This is a genomic window from Stenotrophomonas sp. SI-NJAU-1, from assembly GCF_020883215.1.
GTDB lineage: Bacteria > Pseudomonadota > Gammaproteobacteria > Xanthomonadales > Xanthomonadaceae > Stenotrophomonas > Stenotrophomonas indicatrix.
Window position 1 is genome coordinate 2,222,219 of record NZ_CP086598.1, and the last position, 20,311, is coordinate 2,242,529.

Sequence of the window (20,311 nt, forward strand, 5' to 3'; positions counted from 1 at the left end):
TCACATGCGCCTGAACAGTGCACTGGCATTGACGCCGCCAAAACCAAATCCATTGGTCAACGCGAACTCGATGCCAGCCTTGCGCGGCACGCCGGCGACGATCGAAAGCCCTTCGGCCAACGGATCGGGGCGGCCGAGGTTGAGTGTCGCTGGTGCGACCTGATCGCGCAAAGCAAGCACGGTAAAGATGGCTTCGATGCCGCCAGCTGCCCCGAGCAGGTGCCCGGTGCTGGACTTGGTGGCAGAGATCAGAAGATCTGGGCGGGCACCGAACAAGGCACGCATGGCCGCAAGCTCTGCCCGATCCCCCACCTGGGTCGAGGTTGCGTGGGCGTTGATGTGGTCGACCTGCCCGGCGGCAATGCCCGCCTGCGCCAGCGCGATCTCCATCGCCCTGCGCGCACCACTGCCATCGTCGGGGCCCGCAGTCAGATGATACGCATCAGAGGTGGTGCCGTAGCCGGCCAGCTCGGCCAGCGGGGTGGCGCCACGCGCCAGCGCATGATCCAGCCGCTCGATCACCAGCAGCCCTGCCCCTTCGGACATGACGAAGCCGTCCCGCTGCTCATCAAACGGGCGGGACGCTGCCTGTGGCGTGTCGTTGAACGACGTGCTCAGTGCCTTGGCCGCCGCAAAGCCGCCCAGGCTGACCCGATGCATCGCAGCTTCCGCGCCGCCACACAGTGCAATGTCCGCCTCGCCGGACCGGATGAGGCGCGCCGCATCACCAATGGCTTGGACGCCCGCCGCGCATGCCGTGACGGGTGCGCTCTGCGGCCCCTTGAACCCGTACCGGATCGACGCCTGCCCTGCCGCCATATTGGCCAGGAAAGTAGGCGCAGTGAAAGGCGACAACCGGCCAGGCCCACGGCTTTCGGTGGTGTGCACCGCATTGACGATGGATCCAAAGCCACCGATCCCCGTCGCAATCACGGTCGCCGTTCGCAGCAGGCCACGCTCATCAGCCTCACGCCACCCGGCCTGCGCAAGCGCTTCGTGGGCGGCTACCAGCGCGAACTCGACAAACCGGTCCATCTTCTTCAGATCTTTCGGCGCGATGATGTCGCTGGAGTCGAAGCCCGCCTCAGGATCCTGCACCCGGTCGGGCACGCGGCCGCCTACGTTGCAGCCCGTTCCGGCGGAAAGCGCATCGCCCAGCGGGCCAATTCCGGAACGTCCCGCCAGCAGGCGGGACCAGACCGTTTCCACGCCGCAGCCCAGCGGGCTCACCACACCCATTCCGGTCACTACGATGCGATCTTTGTCGGCAATGTTCATGACTCACTTCCCATGTAGAAGAGATCCAGGCCACTTTCAGGCAACGCGGGTCCTGTCCGCTCGGACCTTGAACCAGATGGCATACATCGCCGGGAGGAAGACCAGCGTCATCACGGTGCCGGCGATGGTGCCGCCGATCAACGTGTAGGCAAGCGTTCCCCAGAACACCGAATGGGTCAGCGGAATGAAGGCCAGCACCGCTGCCAGGGAGGTCAGGATCACCGGGCGCGCCCGGTGAACCGTCGCTTCGATGATCGCGTGGAATGTTTCCATCCCGGCTTCTTCGTTTTCGTGGATCTGACCGATGAGGATGAGCGTGTTGCGCATCAGGATGCCCGACAATGCAATCAGTCCAACCAGGGCGTTGATGCCAAACGGCTGCTGGAACAGCAGCAGGGTCGGGACCACGCCGATCAGGCCGAGGGGGCTGGTCATGAAGACCATGATCATTGCCGAGATGGAGCGCACCTGCAGGATGATGATCAGCAAGGTGATCGCCAGCATGATCGGGAACAGCGGCAGCATGGCGCTCATCGCCTTGCCGGACTCTTCAATGGCGCCGGCCTGGGCAATGGCATATCCCTCGGGAAGCGAGGCGATGAGTGGCTGAAGCTGCCTGCTGATGGCCGCCGATACGTCCGGTGGCTGCAGGGCATCGTCGATATCACCGCGCACGGTGATGGTCGGCACGCGATCGCGCCGCCGCAGTACCGGCTCTTCCATGCGCACTTCGACAGCGCCGATCTGGGACAACGGCACGCGCTGGCCACCGGCGCCGACCAAAGTGAAATCGGCAATGCGCGCCGGGTCCAGGCGCGTATCCCCGCCAGATCGGGCAACCACTTCGACGGTGCGGATGTCCTCGCGAACGGCAGTGACCGGCACCCCGCTGAGGAAGAACTGCAACTGCTGCGAGACAGACGCAGAGGTCATGCCCATCGCCTGCAGGCGGTCCTGGTCCAACGTGAAGTGCAACGTTGGCGTGCGAACGCCCCAGTCGGTGTTCACGGTGCGCATCATCGGGCTGGCGTGCATGATCTGCTCCACCTTGGCCGCAATGCCGCGGATGACATCCGGATCCGGGCCACTGACCCGATAGGCCACCGGATAAGGCGAGTAAGGCCCGAACACCAGCTGCGTGACGCGCACGCGTGCTTCAGGCGCCAGTCCCTCCGCCACCGCCTGGCGGAGCCTTGCCTTCAGCGCATCGCGCTGTTGCTGGCTGTCGGTGCGGACAACGATCTTGGCAAACGCGGGATCGGGGAGCTCCGGCGAAATGGCGAGGTAGAAGCGCGGCGCGCCCTGGCCGATGTAGGCCGTGACGATCTTCGACTCCTCCTGCGCGGACAGCCACTTCTCCACCTTGCTGGCCGCCAGGCTGGTCTGTTCGATGGCGGTGCCGTAGGGCATCTGTACCTCGACCAGTACCTCCGGGCGATCAGAGATGGGGAAGAACTGCTTCTTCACCAACCCCATGCCTGCCACCGAAAGCACGAACAGGCCGATCACCGAACCGGCGGCCAGCCACTTGCGCGCAATCACGCGCGCCAGGATCGACCGGAAGCGGTTGTAGCGCGGCGTATCGTAGAGACTGCTGTGGCCGCGCTCCACGGCCTTCAGTTCAGGCAGAAGCTTCACGCCGAGATAGGGCGTGAAGAACACCGCGACCACCCACGACACGATCAGCGCGATGCCGACGATCCAGAACATGTTGCTGGTGTATTCGCCGGCAGTTGAGCGGGCAAAGCCATTGGGCATGAAACCCACGGCCGTGACCAGGGTGCCGGCCAGCATCGGCGCCGCGGTATGGCTCCAGGCATAGGCCGATGCCTTGATCCGGCTGTAGCCCTCTTCCATCTTCACCACCATCATTTCGATGGCAATGATCGCGTCATCGACCAGCAAGCCCAGCGCCAGGATCAGCGAACCGAGCGTGATGCGATCAAAGTTCTTTCCGGTGGCGGCCATCACCATGAACACCGCGGCCAGCGTCAACGGTACGGCAGCTGCCACCACGATGCCGACGCGCCAGCCCATGCTGACGAAGCACACCACCATCACCACCAGCAGTGCGACAAAGAACTTCATCATGAACTCGTCGACCGACGCGCTGATGTTCACCGCCTGATCGGTGACTTTCTCCAAGACCATCCCCACCGGCAGGCCGTCGTTGATCTTCCTGACCTCAGCGTCGAGCGAGGCGCCCAGATCCAGGCCGTTCCAGCCGTCGCGCATGACGATCCCGAGCAGCATGGCGGGCTCGCCCCCGTTGCGGATCATGAAGGTCGACGGATCTTCATAGCCGCGCTTGACGGTGGCGATGTCCTGCAGCTTCAGCGTCCTGCCCTGTGCAACGATGGGGGTATCCCGGATCTTCTGCAGCTGATCCAGCGCGCCGTCGAGGCGGATGAAGATCTGCGGGCCCTTGGCCTCCACGGAGCCGGCGGGCGTCAACGCGTTCTGCCCGTTCAGCGCGGCGAACACTGCCTGCGGCGTGATGCCCAGGTTGGCCAGACGTTGGTGGGAAAGCTCCACATAGATCCGCTCGGACTGCTCGCCGATGATGTTGACCTTCTTTACCCCCGGGACATGCAGCAGGCGCTGGCGAAGGGTTTCGGCGTCGCGTGCAAGCGCGCGGAACGGCTCGCCCTTGGCTTTCAACGCGAACAGCGCGAAGGTGACATCGGCGTATTCGTCATTGACCATCGGGCCGATGACACCTGCGGGCAGGTTTGCGGCTTCGTCGGCCATCTTCTTGCGCGCCTGGTAGAACTCTTCCTGCACCTCGGAAGGAGGCGTACCGTCCTGCAGGGTCAGCGTGGTGAAAGACAGGCCGGGACGCGTATATGTTTCGCTGCGGTCATACCAGCGCAGCTCCTGCAGGCGTTTTTCCAGCTTCTCGGCCACCTGGTCCTGCATCTCCGTGGGCGTGGCACCCGGCCACGCCGTGATCACTGTCATCACCTTGACAGTGAACGCCGGGTCCTCTGCGCGGCCCAGCTGGAAGAACGACACGATGCCGGCAACCGAGACCAGGAAGATCAGAAAGACGGTAATCGCGCGCTCGCGCACCGCAAGCGCCGACAGGTTGAACCCACTCACGGGTGGGCTCCCTTGCCAGCGGTAGTCGTGGCGGTATCGGCCAGACGAACCACCTGCCCTTCGCGGAGCAGGTGCGCGCCCAGCGCGGCCACGCGGTCGGATGCACTCAACGCGCCCTCAACCAGGGCCTGGTCGTCACCCAATCGCTTGACCACTACCGGCGTCCAACGGGCTTTGAGTGGCTCGCCCCCGATGACCCAGACACCGGCCCCGTTGCCGGGATCGAACACCGCGCCCAATGGGACCTCAACGCCCCCACCCTGCCTGCAGCTGCGGTGCCTTCAACCGCTACCGCCACGGTGGACCCCAACGGCAATGCCGTGCTGCCGTCCTCCAGGGTGTAGCGGGCTTCAAAGGTGCGGGTTGCGGGGTCTGCCGATTCAGAGAGCACACGCAACCGTGCCGGAATCCTGCCACTTGCCCCGAACAGGGAAGCGGACGCCGCCGAGCCGATCTGCGGCCGAAGTGTCTCGGGCAGCTGGACGACGGCCTCGCGACTGCCTGCACGGGCAAGCCGGGCGACGATCTGCCCCGCTGCAACGACTTGGCCGGGCTCGGCCAGAATGTTCATGACCACCCCATCGGCATCGGCAACAAGCGCCGTGTACTGACTGGCATTGCGCGCGACACGGGCTTGGGCTTCGGCTGCCTTGAGCTGCGCGGACGCCGCGTCTGCGGCAGCCTTGATCTGATCGTAGGCCGACCGGGATACAACGCCCTTGGCCGCCAGGTCGCGATAGCGCGCCTCGTCCGCGGTGGCTTGCACATTCTGCGCACGGGCTGCGATGACGGCCTGCTGCTGGGACGCTGCGGCCAGGTTCAGATCGATGGGATCAATTCGATACAGCACGTCGCCGCGCTTGACCGTCTGCCCCGTCTCGACCAGGCGCTCGGTGATCTTGCCCCCCACCCGGAAGGCCAGATCGCTCTGCACCCGTGCGGCGACGATGCCAGTGAAGGTCCGCGCGTTTCCCGTGTCCGGCTGCACCTGGGCGACCCGGACGATGGGCGGCGCGGTTCGGGGGTCGCTATCACCCGCCCTGCTGCAGGCCACAAGGAGCAACGGAACAACACAGGAAATGGCTGGGAGTACAGAACGGCGACGCATGCGGCCTTCCGGAGTGGGGTGTCCGGCCGCATTGTGTTCCTAGTGACTCATTGCGTCAATAGTCACTACCGGTGTCGCTGCAAGCTCCTGAGGACCAGCTCCTGCAAGGCTTTGGGCGCTTCTTCGTGCAAGGGCGCCAGGTGCGGCAGCGTCACCGGGTTCAGATAAGGAAGCAGGACCTGATAGACCGCGCGGCCGGTCTCTTCAAGTGATGTCCGGCTCTCGAAGGCTCCGCAGGCACGTCCCTCCTTGATGATGTCTTCAACAAGCTGCCCGATCCGGTCTTGATACGCCTTCGCTGATGGCCATTGATCCGTCGCGGCGGCGACGGCGATTTCATACAGGCGCCGATCCTGCAGAAACAGGCGAAGACCGGCCTCCACAATGACGGTGAACAACACACGCAGCCTATCGTCAGGCGCTTGCACCCCCTGCAGGGCCTGACGAACCTCGCTTTCGATCTGACCGAGGCAATTGGCGCAGATCACCTCACCAATGGCCTGCTTGGAGGCAAAAAACTTGTAGATGTAAGCCTTGGAAAAACCGATGGCTTTGGCAAGGTCGGACACCGTGGTCTTGTCGTAGCCGTAATGGCTGAAATGCGCGGTGGCGGCCACGATGATCTGGGTGCGCACGTCGTGCTCGGCGGGGCCGCGCCCGCCGTCGAATGCTGCGGAGGTCGAAGTAGACATCGTGGAAGCGTAGCGCCGCGCCATCACGCCGGCAAATGGTGACCGTTTGGGTATCGGTCCACCAACCACCCGGCGGCTGTTTGATTTTCAGCTTCGGCAGGACGCTCAGGACAGATGACGGCTAGATGTGAAACGCCGGACCCGCCGACAACGTCGCCGAACTCACCCTGACACGGAACGCAATGAGCAGGCTCGCGATGAGCATCACCGCCGCAGCAACGGTGAGCACGGCAACAATGCCCCCGAACCCGAACACCAGGCCGCCCAAAGCGGCACCCGCGGCGATGGAAGACTGCACAGCAGCGACCACCATCCCGCCGGCGCTCTCGGCCTGATCGGGCACCGCACGTGCAACCCAGCTCGACCAGGCCACGGGCACGCCACCAAAGGCCAGGCCCCAGAGCGCGACCAGGACCGACAGCCCGCCAACGCCCACCGGCAACAGGAGCATGCCCAGCGCGGCTGCGCCAACCAAGGCGGGCATGATCACCAACGTGACTTTCAAGCTGCGCTCCATGAGCCAGCCGGCCAGCAGGGTGCCAACGAAATTCGCCACACCGAATCCGAGCAGAATCAGCGCCAGGCCATCCGCGCTCATCTGCCCCAGGCTCTCCAACGTTGGGCGGATGTACGTAAAGAGCGAGTACTGACCGGTGTGCGCCAGAACGCAGCCCAGCATGCCGACCGCAACGCCTGGCCGGCGCAGGAGCCCCACCACCGACTCTGGGACTGCCGCCTTGCGCGGGGCCATTCGGGGCAGCGTGAACCACTGGAACGCAAACGTGAGTCCACCTACCGCCGTCGCAGCCCAGAAGGCGCTGCGCCAGCCCAGCAGACCTCCCAGGTAGCTCCCCAAAGGAACGGAAACCACGGTGCCGACCGCAATGCCGCTGAAGATGATGGAAAGCGCGCGAGGCACGCGCTGCGGCGGCACCAACCGCATGGCCACGGCCGCTGCCATGCTCCAGAAACCGCCCAGCGCGATGCCCAGAAGGACGCGCATCACCAGCAGGACGCCCATGCTGGACGACAATGCCACCAGGGCGTTGGAGAGGATCATCAGACCCGTGAAACTCAACAGCACCAGGCGCCGGTCTATCGAACGGGTCAGCCGCGGCACCAGCAGGCCAGCGAACAGGGCCACTACAGCGGTGACCGTCACTGCTTGACCAGCCAGCGCCTCCGACACCGCCAGGTCCGCCGCCATCGGCGTCAACAGGCTGGCAGGCAGATATTCGGCCGTGAGCAGCCCGAAGACACCCATGGCCAGCGAAAACACCGCTACCCATGCCGACGAAGAAGGTTCCCCGCTACTCCAGGCCACAGAATCAGGTGCGTCTGCGGCATCAGCTACGTCATTACTCATCAAAGATCCCAGTGCAATCGTGCAGCCGAGAGTCTAGGGAGCCACGCCCGGATGATCTATGATTGCCTGACCTGTATTTTTGATCGAAACCCCGGGTCGTCTCATGAGCCACGCTCCATCCCAGCCCACCGATCTGATCAGCGAGCTGCTGACCGGCATGCGGCTGCATGGCGTTCAATACCGACGCATTCAGACCGGGCCGACCTTTGGGCTTGGATTTTCTCCGAAGCCAGGCCATGCCTACTTCCATTACCTGGCAGTGGGCACTGCCATTCTTCGTGGCGCGGACGGTAGCCAACACCGCCTTTCTGCCGGGGATGTCGTGCTTCTTCCCCGCGGAGAAGAACACGCGTTGCTGTCGGGCGACGACCACCCCGTCCAGTGCCTGGAAACGATAGACGCAGCCCCGCTGGGTGACGCGGTGAGCGGCATAGACACGTGCCCGAGCACGCACGCCGTGCCGAGCGCAGTGCTCTTCCACGGCTGCATGGTGTTCGATCTGGGCGGCATGCAAGGGTTGAGCAAGGTGATGCCGGCGGTGATGTTGGCCGATGGCAACGGCACGCAGTTCCCTGGGCTGTTGCCCATGGTCGACGCGATGAAGCGCGAGGTGTGCTCCGGACGTATCGGATATGCAGGAATACTCTCCCGGCTGGCGGATGCAGTGGCCGCCATGATCGTTCGTGACTGGGTCGAGCGCGGTTGCGACGGCGCATCCGGCCTGGTCATGGCCATGCGCGACCCGCGTCTATCGCTGTCGTTGCTTGCCCTGCACAGAGACCCCGGGCGTGACTGGACCGTCGAAGCGCTGGCCGCAGAATCCAACATCTCACGCTCTGTCTTTGCAGACCGGTTCCAGACCGTTGTTGGAACCGCGCCCCTGCGGTACGTGACTGAGCTGCGGATGCAATTGGCAAGTCAATGGCTGACCCACCAGAGCCTACCGATCGAGGTAGTGGCAGAGCGCCTCGGCTACGCGTCGCAGGCCGCTTTCAGTCGCGCCTACAAGCGCGTCATCGGGCACTCGCCTGGCACGACCCGGCGCGGGCGCGCCTTGGCCTCGACATAGAAAGACCTGCCGCCCTGCTTCCGAACAATCGTCTCGCACTGTGCGGTTCATCGCCGCTGCAGCTCTGCAGCGCGCTTCATCATCAATGCGCGCTACGTTCCCGAAGACCAGCAGTGCGCCGGGCAGGCTGACATCCATCGTAGCCGAGGAGCGCGATGGATGGCGCGTTGCCGGCCAGCGGCCGGCACTACCCTTGCCTTGCTGACTCCGGGTCGCCTCAGGATCAGACCGCATTGAGCGGCAAGCACGCCAACCGGGCCCGGCCTTCACAGCTACCACGGCCCCTGCAATGCAACCATGCAGGACGCGCCCTGCCCCCATCGGTAACCTATGCCCCACCTTCGTCGTCTTTTTGGCCGCTGGCTGCGCCTGCGTCGTCGTGTGCGTTGGCGCTGGCGTGAGCACCAGGCCTCGGCCCCGGCCATCGAGGCCACCGAGGGCCCACTGCGTGCCGCGCTGTACAACGTTGAACAGATGGAGGAGTACGGCCGCGCACTTGCGCGACAGCATCGCGTTCGGTTGCGCCCCAGCCCGGAGCGCCTGCTCGAACGGCTGCAGGCCAACGAGCGCGTGCTGGAAGACGCCAACACGCTGCTGAGCAGCGTGGTGCGCGAACAGCGGCCGGTGACCCCGGCGGGGGAATGGCTGCTCGACAACTACTACCTGGTCGAAGAACAGATCCAGACCGCGCGACGCCACCTGCCGCGTGGCTACAGCCGCCAGTTGCCTTCACTTGCCTCCGGCCCATCGGCCGGGTTGCCACGGGTGTATGAGCTGTCGATGCAGGCGATCGCGCACGGTGACGGCCGCATTGACGCCGATACGCTGGGCCGCTTCATCGCCTCGTACCAGTCGCTCGCGCCGCTGAGCCTGGGCGAACTGTGGGCCGTTCCGATCATGCTGCGCCTGGCGCTGCTGGAGAACCTGCGGCGCATGGCCGCGCGGGTGATGCGCGATGGGACCGACCGCCGCCTGGCTGCGCAGTGGGCCGACCAGCTCAATCGCGCGGCGTCCGACACCCCTACTGATGTGGTCCTGGTGGTTGCCGACATGGCGCGGTCCGCGCCGCCGCTGACCGGCGCGTTCATCGCCGAACTGACGCGCTCGCTGCAGGGGCGCGGCGGCGCGTGGGCCATGCCCATCGCGTGGCTGGAACAGTGGGCGGCAGCGGCTGGGCAGCGCATCGACGAACTGGTTGCCGCCGAGGGGCAGCAGCAGGCGGCCGACCAGGTCTCCATCGGCAACAGCATCGGCAGCCTGCGCTTCCTCTCCACCATGGATTGGCGCACCTTTGTCGAAGACATGAGTGTGGTCGAGCAGCGGCTGCGGGAAGACCCCATGGCCGTCTATGCGCAGATGGATTTCGGCACCCGCGATGCCTACCGCCACGTGGTGGAGAAGATTGCCCGCGGCAGCCGCATCGCCGAGGAGCGGGTTGCGACCATCGCGCTGGACCTGGCACGGGCGGCTACGCCGGCGGACGGCCCACGCACGCACGTGGGCTACTGGCTGGTCGGCGAAGGCCTGCAGACCACTGTTGCGGCGGTGGCCGAGGCAGCACCGCGCCACCGCAAGGCACGGCGGCTGGCGCATCGCGTGCCGCTTGCGCTGTACCTGCTGCCGATCGGCCTGCTGGCGGTGCTGGCCACCAGCGGCCTGCTGGCAACCGGCAGCGGCTCGGTACCTGTCTGGCTGGCCGCGCTGCTCGGGCTGCTGGTGTTCAGTGAACTCGGCATCGTGCTGGTGAACTGGACTGCAACGGTGCTGGTCGCGCCCAGGCCGCTTCCCAAGCTTGATTTCAGCGAAGGCATTCCTGCCGCGTGCGCCACCGTGGTCGCAGTCCCCTCGATGCTGTCCAGCGTCGACGGCATCGACGTTCTGGTCGAAGCGCTGGAGGTGCGCTTCCTGGCCAACCGCGATCCCCAGCTGCGCTTCGTGTTGTTGACGGATTTTCTCGACGCGCCAGCCGCACAGGCGCCGATGGACGACGCCCTGCTTGCGCACGCCGTGGCACGGATCGAGGAATTGAACCATCGTTACGCGCCCGAGCGCGGCGACCGCTTCTACCTGCTGCACCGGCCCAGGCAGTGGAACCCGGGCGAAGGTGTGTGGATGGGCCACGAGCGCAAGCGCGGCAAGCTGGCCGCGCTCAACGCCCTGCTCCGCCAAGGCGATGCGGCGGCGTTCATGCGCATCGTTGGAGACGCGGCGGCCCTGATCGGCGTCCGTTACGTCATCACGCTGGACTCGGACACGCAGCTTCCGCGGGATGCGGCACGCGCGTTCGTCGCCACCTTGGCGCACCCGCTCAACCGCCCGCGCTTCGATCCGCAGCTGCAACGCGTGGTGGAGGGCTACGGCATCCTGCAGCCCAGCGTCGGCACCAGCCTGGGCAGGCGCCGCACCTCGCGTTTTGCCAGGATGTTCGGCAGCGAGCCCGGCATCGATCCATACACGCGCATGGTCTCGGACGTCTACCAGGACCTGTTCGACGAAGGCTCGTTCGTGGGCAAGGGCATCTATGACGTCGACGCCTTCGAGCATGCGCTGGAGGGCCGCCTGCCCGAGAACCGCATCCTCAGCCACGATCTGCTGGAAGGCTGCTATGCACGCGCAGGCCTGGTCAGTGATGTGCGCCTGTACGAGGACTATCCCGAGCGCTACGCCGCCGACGCCAAGCGCCGTGCGCGCTGGATCCGTGGCGACTGGCAGCTGCTGCCGTGGTTGTTGCCGTGGACACCGCGCCCGGGCCCGGGGTGGGAACGCAACCGGCTCAGCCTGCTCTCGCGCGGCAAGTTGCTGGACAACCTGCGCCGGAGCGTGGTGCCGATCGCCGCCCTGGCGTTGTTGGTAGCCGGTTGGCTGTACGCGCGCAACCCTGCTGCGTGGACCGCGTGGGTGCTGGCGCTGTGGTTCGCGCCTCCGCTGATAGGCATGCTGCGTGATGGCCTGAGCGTTCCGGAAGACACCCCGCTGGAAGCGCATTACATCAAGGTCGGGCGCGGTACGTTGCAGTCGTTGCTGCGCGCGTCCACCCAGATCGCGTGCCTGCCCTACGAAGCACTGCTGGCCAGTGACGCCGTGCTGCGCACGCTCTGGCGCATGGCCGTCACGCGCCGTCACCTGCTGCAATGGAACCCCTCCAGCGAAGTCGAGCGCCGCCTTGGCAGTGATCGCGGCGCGGAGTGGCGGGTGATGGCGCCGGCCTCGCTGCTGGCGCTCGCGCTGGTGGCTGTGGTGGCCGGCGTGCGTCCGCAGGCACTGCCGATCGCCCTGCCCCTGCTGTTGGCATGGACCTTTGCGCCGGCATTGATGGCGTGGCTGGGCCGCCCGCCGGCGGCAAGCGTGGCCGAGTTGTCCGTCACGCAACGGGCGTTCCTGGGCCGGCTTGCGCGGCGCACCTGGTCCTTCTTCCAGGCCTGGGTGCGCGAGCAGGATCATTGGCTGCCGCCGGACAACATCCAGGAGCATCCGGCGCTGGTGGTCGCGCGACGCACCTCGCCGACCAACATCGGCCTGTCCCTGCTGGCCAATCTGTCTGCGTGGGATTTCGGCTATCTGCAGCAGGGCGCGGTGGCTGAACGTACCGCCCGCACGTTCGATACGCTGGACCAGCTGCCGCGCCATCGCGGCCACTTCCTCAACTGGTACGACACCGAAACCCTGGCGCCGCTGCCGCCGCGCTACGTCTCCACGGTGGACAGCGGCAACCTTGCCGGCCACCTGCTTACCCTGCGCCAAGGCCTGCTCGCGCTGGTGGACGCCCCGGTGCTGGCGCCGCACACGTTCGATGGCCTGGCCGATACGCTGGGCGTGCTGGAAGAGGAGCGGCAGCGTCATCGCGCCGACGATGCGTCGCTGGTCGAGGCGCTCAATCATCTTCGCCAGCGTCTGGCATCTACGCGTGTCGACCGCCCGGTCGGGACGGCGCAGTCGCTGGCCCGCCTGCAGGAGCTGGCCGGCCTGGCCGACGCCGTGCTGCTGGAATGGCCGGCACCGCCCTCGCCCGAGGACGGTGAGCTGCATTGGCCGGCCCTGTTCGCCGCCGAATGCCATGCCGCCCACGCCTCGCTTGCCGATATCCCTGCCGATGCCAGCGCGGCCGTCGACGCACCGGTGCCAAGCCTGCGTCAGTTGGCCGCCCTGCCCGGTACGGCCGGCGCGGACGCGCGCGCGCGCATCGAGCAGCTGCAGGACCTGGCGCACCGCGCGGGGCAGTTCTCGCTGATGGAATACGGGTTCCTGTTCTACCGTACCCGCAACCTGCTTTCGATCGGCTACAACGTAGACGACCACCGCCTCGACAACAGCTTCTACGACCTGCTGGCTTCCGAAGCGCGGCTGGGCGCGTTCGTTGCCATTGCGCAGGGCCAGCTGGCACAGGAAAGCTGGTTCGCGCTCGGCCGCATGCTCACCGAGGTCAACGGCACGCCGACACTGCTGTCATGGAGTGGCTCGATGTTCGAGTACCTCATGCCGCAGCTGGTGATGCCCAGCTATCCGGACACGTTGCTGGACCAGACCGCACGGCACGCGGTCGAGGCGCAGATCGTCTACGGCCGTACGCTGAACCTGCCATGGGGCGTGTCCGAGTCCGGCTACAACGCCGTCGATGCCCGCCTGAACTACCAGTACCGGGCGTTCGGCGTGCCCGGACTGGGGCTCAAGCGCGGCCTTGGGCAGGATCGGGTCATCGCGCCCTATGCCAGCATGATGGCACTGATGGTGGCGCCGGAAGCGGCCTGCCAGAACCTCCAGGTGCTGGAAGGATTGGGGTTCTGCGGGCGTTTCGGCATGTACGAGGCGATCGACTACACGCCCACCCGGGTGCCGCCGGGACAGGATCACGTCCTGTTGCGTTCGTTCATGGCCCACCACCAGGGCATGGGCCTGCTGTCGCTGGATTACCTGTTGCGCGACCAGCCGATGCAGCGCCGCTTCCTTGCCGATGTCGAGTTCCAGGCGACCTTGCTGCTGCTGCAGGAACGTATCCCGCGCGTGGGCGTGTTCCATCCCCATGAGGTCGAAGCGCTTGGCGAGCACTCGGCCCTGGCCGAGCACGAGACGTCCCTGCGCGTCCTGCGCGACCCGGGTGGGCCGCGCCCGGAAGTGCAGCTGCTGTCCAACGGTCGCTACCACGGCATGCTGACCCATGCCGGCGGCGGCTACAGTCGCCACGGCGACCTGTCGCTTACCCGCTGGCGCGAGGACGGTACCACCGATGCATGGGGCACGTTCTGCTATCTGCGCGACGTGGACAGCGGCGAGTTCTGGTCTGCCGCCTACCAGCCCACCTGCGTGGCAGTGGACAATTACGAGGCGATCTTCTCTGACGCCAAGGCGGAATTCCGCGGTGTGCGCCGCGGCTGCGAGAGCCACCTGCAGGTCGCCATCTCCGCCGAGGACGACATCGAGCTCAGGCGCCTGCGCCTGACCAACCGCAGCCGTCGCCCGCGCACGGTGGAGATCACCACCTATGCCGAAGTGGTGCTGGCACCCGCCGCGGCCGACGATGCGCACCCGGCCTTCAGCAACCTCTTCGTGCAGAGCGAGATCCTGGCCGCCAAGCAGGCGGTGCTGTGCACGCGCCGGCCACGTTCGAACGATGAGGTACCGCCGTGGATGTTCCATCTGGTGGCGGTGCACGATGCGGAAGTGGTGGCGATCTCCTATGAAACCGACCGTGCGCGCTTCCTGGGCCGTGGCAACACGCCGCGGACGCCGCAGGCATTGACCACCGATGCCGACCTGTCCGGCACCGATGGCTCGGTGCTGGACCCGATCGTGGCCATCCGCGTCCGCGTGGTGCTTGAGCCCGAGCAGACCGTACAGCTGGACATGGTGTATGGCATCGGCGCCAGTCGCGGCGGTTGCGAAGCACTGGTGGACAAATACCGTGATCGTCGCCTGGCTGACCGCGTCTTCGACCTGGCCTGGACACACAGCCAGGTGGTGCGCCGGCAGATCAACGCAAGCCAGGCCGAGGCATCGCTGTACGAGCGCCTGGCCAGCCACGTCCTGTATGCCGGTCCGCTGCTGCGCGCCGGTGCAGGCGTCCTGCAGCAGAACCAGCGAGGACAATCCGGGTTGTGGGGCCATGCCATCTCCGGTGACCTGCCCATCGTGCTGCTGAAGGTCACCGACGCGGACAACGTGGAACTGGTCCGGCAACTGGTGCAGGCGCATGCCTACTGGCGCCAGAAGGGCCTCAACACCGACCTGGTCATCTGGAACGACAGCAAGGCCGGCTATCGGCAGGAGCTGCAGGACCAGATCCTGGGGATGGTGGCCGCCAGTTCGGAGACCGGCCTGCTCGACCGCCCCGGCGGCATTTTCGTGCGGCCGGTGCAGAACATGACCCACGAGGACCGCATTCTGTTGCAGGCGGTGGCACGGGCAGTCATCAGCGACGAAGACGGTACGTTGGTCGCGCAGGTGGGGCGTCAGCCGTTGCCTCCGCGACGGATCCCGGCCCTGGTGCCGCAAGCGCTGCAGCAGGAGCTGGCCCTGTCGATGGAGGCGACGCCCGGGCTGGCCATCGTTGCCGACCTGGGCCCGGAGCCCGGACTGCCGCCGAGCGCCGAGCACGACGAAGAAGTGGACGACCCGTGGCCTTTCCTTCCCTACCGCGGCACCGGCCGATTCGACAACGGCACCGGCAGTTTCAGCGAGGACGGCCGCGAGTACGTGGTGGTGGTCCGCGAAGGCGCGCCGACGCCGGCGCCATGGGCCAACGTGATCGCCAACGCCCGCTTGGGCACGGTCGTCAGCGAGAGTGCACCGGGCTACACATGGTTCGAGAATGCACACGAATTCCGCCTGACGCCCTGGCTCAATGATCCGGTGTCGGACACTGGCGGCGAAGCCTTCTACGTGCGCGACGAAGACACCGGTCGTGTCTGGTCGCCGATGCCGCTGCCGCGCCGTGGCACCGGCGCGTACCGTACGCGCCATGGCTTCGGCTACACGGTCTACGAGCATGTTGAAGACGGCATCTCCAGCGAATTGTGGGTCTTCGTCGACGTCGCCGCGCCGCTGAAGTTCTCGGTCCTGCGGCTGCACAACCTGTCGGGCCGGCCACGGCGGTTGTCGGCCATCGGCTACGTTGAATGGGTGATGGGTGACCTGCGCGCGAAGTCGCGCATGCACGTACTCACCGAGCGTGACCCGCAGAGTGGCGCGCTGCTGGCGCGCAACACCTACAGCACCGACTTCGGCGGCCGGATGGCCTTCTTCGACACCGATGCCGATGGCTGCGGCTGGACCTGTGACCGACTGGAGTTCATCGGCCGCAACGGCAGCCTGCACGCACCGGCGGCGTTGCGTCGCGAGCGCCTGGATTCGCGGCTGGGTGCGGGCCTGGATCCGTGCGCGGCGATCCAGGTGCCGTTGCTGCTGGCTGCAGGCGACCGCAGCGAAACGACGTTCCGTCTTGGCGCCGGGCGCAACCGCAAGGAAACGCTGGCGTTGGCACGAAGCCGCCAGGGCGCCCATGAAGCCATCGATGCGCTGGACGCTGTGCGCATCCACTGGCGCAACGTGCTGGCCACAGTGCAGGTGCGCACGCCAGACCCGGCGCTGGACGCACTGGCCAATGGTTGGCTGGTCTACCAGACGCTCGGCTGCCGCTACCTGGCGCGCAGTGGCTACTATCAATCCGGCGGTGCGTTCGGTTTCCGCGACCAGCTGCAGGATGCACTCGCCCTTGTACACGCTCGCCCGGACCTGACCCGCGAGCACCTGCTGCTATGCGCTGCACACCAGTTCACCGAAGGCGATGTGATGCACTGGTGGCACCCTCCGCAAGGTCGCGGCGTGCGCACCCGCTGTTCGGACGATTACCTCTGGCTGCCGCAGGGCGCATGCCGCTACCTGGAGGTTACCGGCGACGCCAGCGTGCTGGACGAAGTGGTCGGCTACATCGAGGGGCGCGCGGTGACACCCGAAGAGGAAGGGTATTACGACATGCCCACGCCTTCGACGCAGCGCGGCACGCTGTATGCGCACTGCGTGCTCGCGCTCGAGCGCGGTTGCCGCTTGCTCGGCGAACGTGGCCTGCCACTGATGGGCAGCGGGGATTGGAACGACGGCATGAACCGCGTCGGCGACCAGCAGCGCGGTGAAAGCGTGTGGCTCGGTTTCTTCCTGCATGACACGCTCCGCCGCTTCATCGGGCTGGCCAGTGCGCATGGCGATGCACCGCGTGCGGAGTGGTGCCAACAGCAGGCCGAAAGCCTGCGCCAGAACCTGGAACAGCATGCCTGGGACGGGGCATGGTATCGCCGCGCCTGGTTCGACAACGGCGCCCCGTTGGGCTCGTCACAGAACGAAGAATGCCGCATCGATTCGATTTCGCAGAGCTGGTCGGTGCTGTCAGGCGTCGCCGCGCCTGAGCGTGCCTCGCAAGCGCTGGATTCGCTGTACACGCACTTGGTGCGAAAGGACGCCAAGCTGATCCAGCTGCTCGATCCGCCCTTCGACCAGACCCCGGAAGACCCTGGCTACATTCGTGGCTACGTACCGGGCGTGCGCGAGAATGGCGGCCAGTACACCCACGCGGCCGTCTGGGCGGCCATGGCATTCGCACAGCAGGGCGATGCGGTGCGTGCCTGGGAGCTCGCCGGCATGATCAACCCGCTCAGTCACACGCTGGACCCGGAGGCGATCCAGACCTACCGCGTCGAGCCCTATGTGCTGGCAGCCGACGTCTACGCCGTGCCTCCGCACGTCGGGCGAGGCGGCTGGACGTGGTACACCGGCTCGGCCGGTTGGATGTATCGCCTGCTGGTCGAATCGCTGCTGGGCATACGTCGCCAGGGCGATCGTCTTTCGTTGGCACCGTGCCTGCCCGATCACTGGCCGTCATTCGAACTGAGCTACCGCTTCGGCCGCAGCTTCTACGAGTTCGTGGTGACCCGCACTGCGCAGGACCAGCCCACGCTGCACGTGGATGGCGTGCTGCAGCCGGACCTCACCGTCCTGCTGCGCGACGACGGCCATCACTACCGCGTCGCGCTTGATCTGGGTGCCGCCCCGGGATGAACGTGCGCCCTGAAATACAGGTGCAGCTTGATGCGCTGGCCGAGATGCTGGTGCACTGGTTGGCGCGGTCGCGCCATCCGGCGCAGTTCTGGCCGCAGTTTGAAACGCTGGCTGCGGAGATTCTGGACCAATGCGAGCACGCAGAAAGGGGCCAGGCGCACGCGTGCATCCAGGCCATGCTCAAAAGCCACGCGCTGGAGCTTCCGTCCTGGTACGAACGTGATGACAGCCTGCCACCAGGGACATCAGGAGAGTGATGGCCAGCTCTGTACGGTACGATGCCTGGCCAACTGACCAGAGATTCGCATGCCCGTCTCCACTCGCCTGTTGCTTGCCATCGCCGCTTCCCTGCTGCCGCTTTCCGGGACGATCGCAGCACCGTCCTCACAGCCCGCTTCCACCGCCCCGGCCAGCAGCTGCCAGGACGACGCCTCCCGCTGCCCCGCATGGATGCCCTCACAGGCCGAGGCGCGCAATGCCGTCGCCGATTACTTCTGCGAGCTCGCCGACCAGGGGCGCATCCAGCCTCGGGTAAAGCCGTTGGTCCGCGCCGAATCCTCGCCACTGAACTGTGGCGCGCTGGGAGAGCAGGCCGGTTCGAACTTTGTCTGCGGCGGTGAAATGCGCTTCGTCGGCAAGCGCGGCGAAATGGATACCATCACGTTCAGTCCCACACTTCGCCGCGAGGAGAATGGGCGCATCGCGTTCTACGTGGGCGACGACGAGGATGGTGAACAGGTGTGGCGGGTGCCCGCCCCGCGGGCCACCTCAGCGACATGCGCGGTGCGCTGAGCGCGGCACATCCTGCGCGCCCACCGCTTCGGAACAGTTTGTGCGGGATTTCACGATCGAACCTGTTACGGGCGTCCATTTCCAAGTGAGCCATTGGCGTGTCCGGTTTTACTGGGCGGCAGGCTATCGTCCCCCTGCCGCATGACGGCCTCGATCCAGTCGACGTAGCGTGACACGCGAACGTTGTGGACCATCTGGCCATAGAAGCCCGCTTCAAGGGCATGCTCGGGTACGGCCGTGATCCAGGACCCCAGTCCCACCAATTGCCAGCTGCCGTGGTCGTTGACCACAAGCGGACCACCGCTGTCTCCGCTTCCCAGTACGCCCTCAAGCGGCAGGCCCTGCGGCGGCGGATCGAACCGGTACCAGAGATACCGCTGATTGCCGCCGGTGATCGTGTTGTGGGCCCGCCGCAGGGATGTACGGTGCGGCGCATCCGGCAACTGGCCAACCGCGCCGTTGCCGGTGGCGCCCTTCCCTATCAGGACGGCGACCTGCGTGACCTCTGCTGAACCCCGATACAGCGCCACGGGCGTGGCATCGGTCACCGGCGCGGCAAGCTTGATCAGCGCGATGTCATCCGAGGCCGCCAGGAAGGCATGGATCCGGGAAGGACTTCCTGTTGCCATCGCCTCCTTGCCCAAGGCCTCGGGCATCCTCCGGTAGCCGGGATGCAGGAATACGCGTTCAACGCCATACGCGTTGCCATTGATCGCGATCGTTGCTCCCATCCCTTCCATCGGCGCTGCATGCGCTGCGGTCAGCACCCAACGCGGGGCGATGAGAACGCCGTGCCCCTCTCCTGGCATGTCCGCCAGCGCCGGGAAGTCAGATCGTTCGATGCGGTACCTGCCATCTTCGACATCATCACGGATGACGATGGCCCCGGCAGCGAACGGGAGCGCGGCAAGCAGCAGAAAGAGCCAGCGATTCATCGAGAGCATTCATCCTTGGGGTCGATCGATCCAGCCTAGCAAAGGCATCGACACTGCTGATGGACGCGCGACCAATTCCAGTGGTGGCCGACGAAGGGATGGAAATCACGTCTGAAACCGGGACGCGCCGAGACGTTTGGTGTTCACCGCGCAAGGTGAGCCTTGCATTCCTGCGGATCGAACAGGCCGTACTTGCGCAGGATTTCGAGGTTGGTTCGCGTCCTTGAATCGCTCTGTTCACAGCCCCGGAGCGAAGATCGGGAACCAGGAAGGCCCCCGTCCATGAGAAAACGTCGCGCACTTCACCGGGTGAAGTACAGACACCCGGCCACGGCGATCGGCATCGGGTCGGCCTCGATGCGCTGGGCCACCAGTGCCATCACTTCGATGCCATCGCCGTCGGCTTCCGGTGCTGACTGGACCACCCGCATTCCTCCGGGTTCGCCCTGCGTTCCCGGCCCATCGAGGGAAAGCGCTTTGGTGAGGTCTGCAGCAAGGGCTGCATCGAAGACAGCCACCACGGAACTGCGCGACAGTATCAGCCGCGTGGACGAATGACCGAAGACCAGAGCCGGGGCTGGAAGCTTCATTTCCGCGACGACGCCGGGTATGTCGCCCAATGCATTGCTGTAACCCCCATCCTTGCCGGCGATCGGCTGCCAGCCACCCGATGGCTTCCCGCGGGTTGCGATGTCACGCAATTGATGGGCCAATGCCCGGAATGCGGTGCGATCCGCCTTGCAGGACACGAGTGCCAGCGCCTGATCGATTTCATCCTGCCTGGGAACGGTGTCGCGGATCGATTCTGCTGCCGGGGCGTTCGGCGCAATGACAAGCCACAAGCCTGCGAGCAGTAGAATCCTGTTCAACGTACGGGTGATCAATGCGCAATGCTCCTGCCTGGGGTGCCAACACTGTTCGGCATCA

General features: G+C 66.0%; 10 protein-coding genes and 1 pseudogene. 4 read left to right on the forward strand and 7 right to left on the reverse strand.

Annotated features, from left to right (window positions below):
• The 5 genes and pseudogenes from fabF to LMF57_RS10250 form a co-directional block, all read right to left on the reverse strand.
• On the reverse strand, positions 1-1,278 hold the full coding sequence (gene fabF / locus LMF57_RS10230; protein ID WP_229289772.1) for a beta-ketoacyl-ACP synthase II: 1,278 nt from the start codon (positions 1,276-1,278) through the stop codon (positions 1-3).
• A 36-nt stretch (positions 1,279-1,314) separates the two neighbouring features.
• Positions 1,315-4,380, reverse strand: coding sequence for an efflux RND transporter permease subunit (locus LMF57_RS10235; protein WP_229289773.1), 3,066 nt, complete (start codon positions 4,378-4,380; stop codon positions 1,315-1,317).
• Positions 4,377-5,488: pseudogene (locus tag LMF57_RS10240) on the reverse strand (efflux RND transporter periplasmic adaptor subunit). Before LMF57_RS10240 ends, LMF57_RS10235 begins: the two are co-directional and overlap by 4 nt.
• A gap of 65 nt (positions 5,489-5,553) precedes the next feature.
• A complete protein-coding gene (locus LMF57_RS10245) occupies positions 5,554-6,180 on the reverse strand; it encodes a TetR/AcrR family transcriptional regulator (RefSeq protein WP_117310431.1) in 627 nt (208 codons plus the stop codon).
• Between the two features lie 121 nt (positions 6,181-6,301).
• Positions 6,302-7,546, reverse strand: a complete 1,245-nt coding sequence (locus LMF57_RS10250; protein WP_117310432.1) for an MFS transporter — start codon at positions 7,544-7,546, stop codon at positions 6,302-6,304.
• A 103-nt stretch (positions 7,547-7,649) separates the two neighbouring features.
• On the opposite strand from LMF57_RS10250, the gene LMF57_RS10255 reads away from it, so the two are divergent.
• From LMF57_RS10255 to LMF57_RS10270, 4 genes are all read left to right on the forward strand, one after another.
• Positions 7,650-8,615 carry an AraC family transcriptional regulator gene (locus LMF57_RS10255; RefSeq protein ID WP_117310433.1) on the forward strand — a complete coding sequence of 322 codons (966 nt, stop codon included), beginning with the start codon at positions 7,650-7,652 and terminating at the stop codon, positions 8,613-8,615.
• Between the two features lie 330 nt (positions 8,616-8,945).
• Positions 8,946-17,657, forward strand: coding sequence for a glycoside hydrolase family 94 protein (locus tag LMF57_RS10260; protein ID WP_229289774.1), 8,712 nt, complete (start codon positions 8,946-8,948; stop codon positions 17,655-17,657).
• Positions 17,654-17,914 carry a hypothetical protein gene (locus tag LMF57_RS10265; RefSeq protein WP_117310435.1) on the forward strand — a complete coding sequence of 87 codons (261 nt, stop codon included), beginning with the start codon at positions 17,654-17,656 and terminating at the stop codon, positions 17,912-17,914. The genes LMF57_RS10260 and LMF57_RS10265 overlap by 4 nt, the downstream gene beginning before the upstream one ends.
• A 49-nt stretch (positions 17,915-17,963) precedes the next feature.
• Positions 17,964-18,449, forward strand: a complete 486-nt coding sequence (locus LMF57_RS10270) for a hypothetical protein (protein WP_229289775.1) — start codon at positions 17,964-17,966, stop codon at positions 18,447-18,449.
• A gap of 65 nt (positions 18,450-18,514) precedes the next feature.
• Here the strand turns inward: LMF57_RS10270 and LMF57_RS10275 are convergent, their stop codons facing one another.
• Positions 18,515-19,384, reverse strand: a complete 870-nt coding sequence (locus LMF57_RS10275) for a trypsin-like serine protease (protein WP_229289776.1) — start codon at positions 19,382-19,384, stop codon at positions 18,515-18,517.
• A gap of 302 nt (positions 19,385-19,686) precedes the next feature.
• Positions 19,687-20,268: a hypothetical protein gene (locus tag LMF57_RS10280; protein WP_229289777.1), complete on the reverse strand. Its 582-nt coding sequence runs from the start codon at positions 20,266-20,268 to the stop codon at positions 19,687-19,689.
• Positions 20,269-20,311 lie beyond the last annotated feature (43 nt).